Annotated in this window: 6 pseudogenes; 3 read left to right on the top strand and 3 right to left on the bottom strand. The window is 58.7% G+C overall.

Going from position 1 to position 2564, the window contains the following annotated elements:
- Nucleotides 1-79: 79 nt before the first annotated feature.
- Nucleotides 80-337 (top strand): annotated as a pseudogene (locus EVC45_RS44150) (acetoacetate decarboxylase family protein); the annotation flags it as partial.
- A gap of 11 nt (nt 338-348) precedes the next feature.
- Nucleotides 349-504: pseudogene (locus tag EVC45_RS44145) on the top strand (SDR family NAD(P)-dependent oxidoreductase); the annotation flags it as partial.
- An 85-nt stretch (nt 505-589) separates the two neighbouring features.
- Here the strand turns inward: EVC45_RS44145 and EVC45_RS47850 are convergent.
- The 3 pseudogenes from EVC45_RS47850 to EVC45_RS44130 all read right to left on the bottom strand — a co-directional run.
- Nucleotides 590-955 (bottom strand): annotated as a pseudogene (locus EVC45_RS47850) (DDE-type integrase/transposase/recombinase); the annotation flags it as partial.
- Nucleotides 941-1211 (bottom strand): annotated as a pseudogene (locus EVC45_RS48170) (IS110 family transposase); the annotation flags it as partial. The pseudogenes EVC45_RS47850 and EVC45_RS48170, both read right to left, overlap by 15 nt.
- Nucleotides 1212-1736: 525 nt before the next feature.
- Nucleotides 1737-2395, bottom strand: a pseudogene (locus EVC45_RS44130) (IS6 family transposase); the annotation flags it as partial.
- Between the two features lie 67 nt (nt 2396-2462).
- On the opposite strand from EVC45_RS44130, the pseudogene EVC45_RS47475 reads away from it, so the two are divergent.
- Nucleotides 2463-2564 (top strand): annotated as a pseudogene (locus tag EVC45_RS47475) (IS6 family transposase); the annotation flags it as partial.

Here is a 2564-nt window from a genome sequence, read left to right as displayed (position 1 = left end):
ACTGGCTCGATTGCGGCGATCATCCGGTGGCTCGATTACGCCGATCCCGGAATGGCTCGAATATGCCGGTCAGTGACTGCTTTCGGCGCCGAACTATCTACTCAAGATCATTCCGCATGTCGATGGCACGGCGCGAATCTGCGAACTCGTGCGCTACTTCTGCGAGGACATCGCCGTCAAGGGTGCGTGGGAAGGTCCAGCAGCGCTAGAACTGTTCCATCATGCGCTCGCGCCTGTCGCGTCGCTGCCGGTACTGGAAGTGATCTCGGGCGTGCACATCCTTTCCGATCTGACTCTTGGCCTTGGCACGGTGGTTCACGACTATCTTGCCGAGTGAGGAGAACCATCATGAAACTGCAAGGCAAGTCCGTCATTATCACGGGCGCGGCAAGTGGCATCGGCAAGGAAATCGCCATTACCTATACACGCGAAGGCGCGCTGGTCGCCATCGCAGACCTCAACCTGGGCGCTGCCAATGCGACGGCGGAAGAAATCCGGGCGGCGTTGTCAAGTTGGGTACTGTAGGTCAATGTCTCGGCACATGCATAGTTATCCTTATCAGTCGATCGTCTCAACCCGGGTCTGAGACGGTCCAGCCATGCCATGTTGCGAGACGTTCTTTCAGGATAGCGCGATGACGAGCGGCGTTCATCTAATGTCTTGATAGCGCGAAGTGCTGACGGATCGGGCCGAAGCACGAAAGAAAAGCCTGTGTGCGATGCGCCTCGCGAAACCCGCACATCTGGCGTTCCCGCCTACGGGTCGGCGGGTGGCTGTTCCCGGCGCGGTTGTTCACGCGTGCGGCCGCTTTGACGAAAACGTGCTTTACCTGAGCAAGCTCAGGGATATCCGCCTTCGCCGCCGAATAACTGCGCAGCTGGTCGGTAACGATCTTGCGTGGCACCGGGTTTGAACGTAGCACCCGCCGGAAGAAGCGCTTTGCCGCGGTCTTGTTGCTCTTTACGTAAGGCCGGACGAACTGCGGGGCGACCAGTCGAACGGTGTGTCCCGAGCCTTGCAAATTGCCGACCCCAGTAGTGCGACGAGGCGCACGCTTCCATGCCGATTACACATGGTTCCAGCGTGGCGAGATACCGAAGTACATCCGTGCGTCTGAGCTGTTTGCGTACGACGACTTGGCCTTGCGAATCCACTGCGTGAACCCGCAGCACGCTCGTGGCCAGGTCCAGTCCAACAGTCGCTATGTTCATGATGAACGCGCCTTTGCCGTGGACGTCACGACTTCTCCACTTTCGCATAAACCCCTCGCGGCGTAGCGGGAGTCGGCCATCACATCAGAGCCCTCTAAGCTTGCTCGTCTTACTAGATGCTATGTGGGAGGGCAGTGGCAGTAAGCCCGACTGGAGTAAAATGGGATTTGCACACTCGTTTTCTCCGAAGGAGCACGCAAATGGACGCGCCTGACACAGCCCTCCGTGGGCAGAATACGACGACGGTTAGCCGCCTGTACATGGCTTTTGAACTGGGCGATAAGAGCTGGAAGCTCTCACTGGGTGATGGACGGCGCGCGCCCAGCCGCTGTACGGTCGCTGCGGGCGATACCACAGCCGTCCTCACCGCCGTCGCGAACGCAAAGGCGCGCTGCCATCTCAGCGCCGACGCGCCAGTCTATAGCTGGGCGTTGTCACGTTAAGGTATACGAGACGCAAGAGCGCACGGGGGCGTTGTCACGTTGAGTTCCTGGCGACACAGTAGTACAAAGGAAGCACGTCCGCTCAGAAAGCGGACGGATTTTGGGTGACCTCAGTGAAGCAATGCCATGCTGCGAACCGTTCGCTGAGTTGTTTTCGATAGAGAGAGGCGCGCAGTAGATGGCGCTTCAGCGCGAAGTGTTGCCGGATCGGCCCGAAGTTCGACAGGAAGACTTGCGTACGCCTAGGATTGCGGAAGCCACGCATGCGACGCTCCCGCTCACGTGTGGGCTGGTGACTGTTTTCGGCTCGGTTATTCAACCGAGCGCTGGCTTTGACGAAGACATGTTTGACGTTCGCCAGCTCGGGGATCTCGGCTTTCGCGGCGGGATAGCTACGCAGCTGGCGGTGACGATCTTGCGTGGCACCTCAGGACATGCGGCGAGAAGCCGTTTGAAAAACCGTTTGGCTGCCGCTTTGTCGCGCCGTTTCTGCAGCAAGACATCGAGTTCGGCGCCGTGCTGGTCGACCGCCCGCCACAACAGATAAGGTTCACCACGCAGGGAAACAAACACTTCGTCGAGATGCCATGTGGCGCCGGGCTTACGGCGAGCGGCCTTGATGCAATGAGCGAAGCCCTTGCCGAATTTGTCGCACCAGCGCCGGATCGTCTCGTGGCTGACAACGACGCCGCGCTCGAATAGCAACTCTTCAATATCGCGCAGACTCAACTGAAACCTGAACGGTTGTGGTGCAAATAGCGCTCAAGGATCGGTTAGAGTGTCGCCTTGACCGATTTGAGGAGCCGCGATGAACAAGCTGAAGAGTCTGGACGAGCTATTCGCCGGCCGTCATTTTGACCGTGAGGTGATCATTCTTTGTGTGCGCTGGTATCTGCGCTACAAACTCAGC

It is taken from the genome of Paraburkholderia sp. UYCP14C, from assembly GCF_004197395.1.
Classification (GTDB): Bacteria; Pseudomonadota; Gammaproteobacteria; order Burkholderiales; family Burkholderiaceae; genus Paraburkholderia.
The sequence above is the reverse complement of the archived record's forward strand: the minus strand, read 5'-3'. Positions and strand labels throughout refer to the sequence as shown.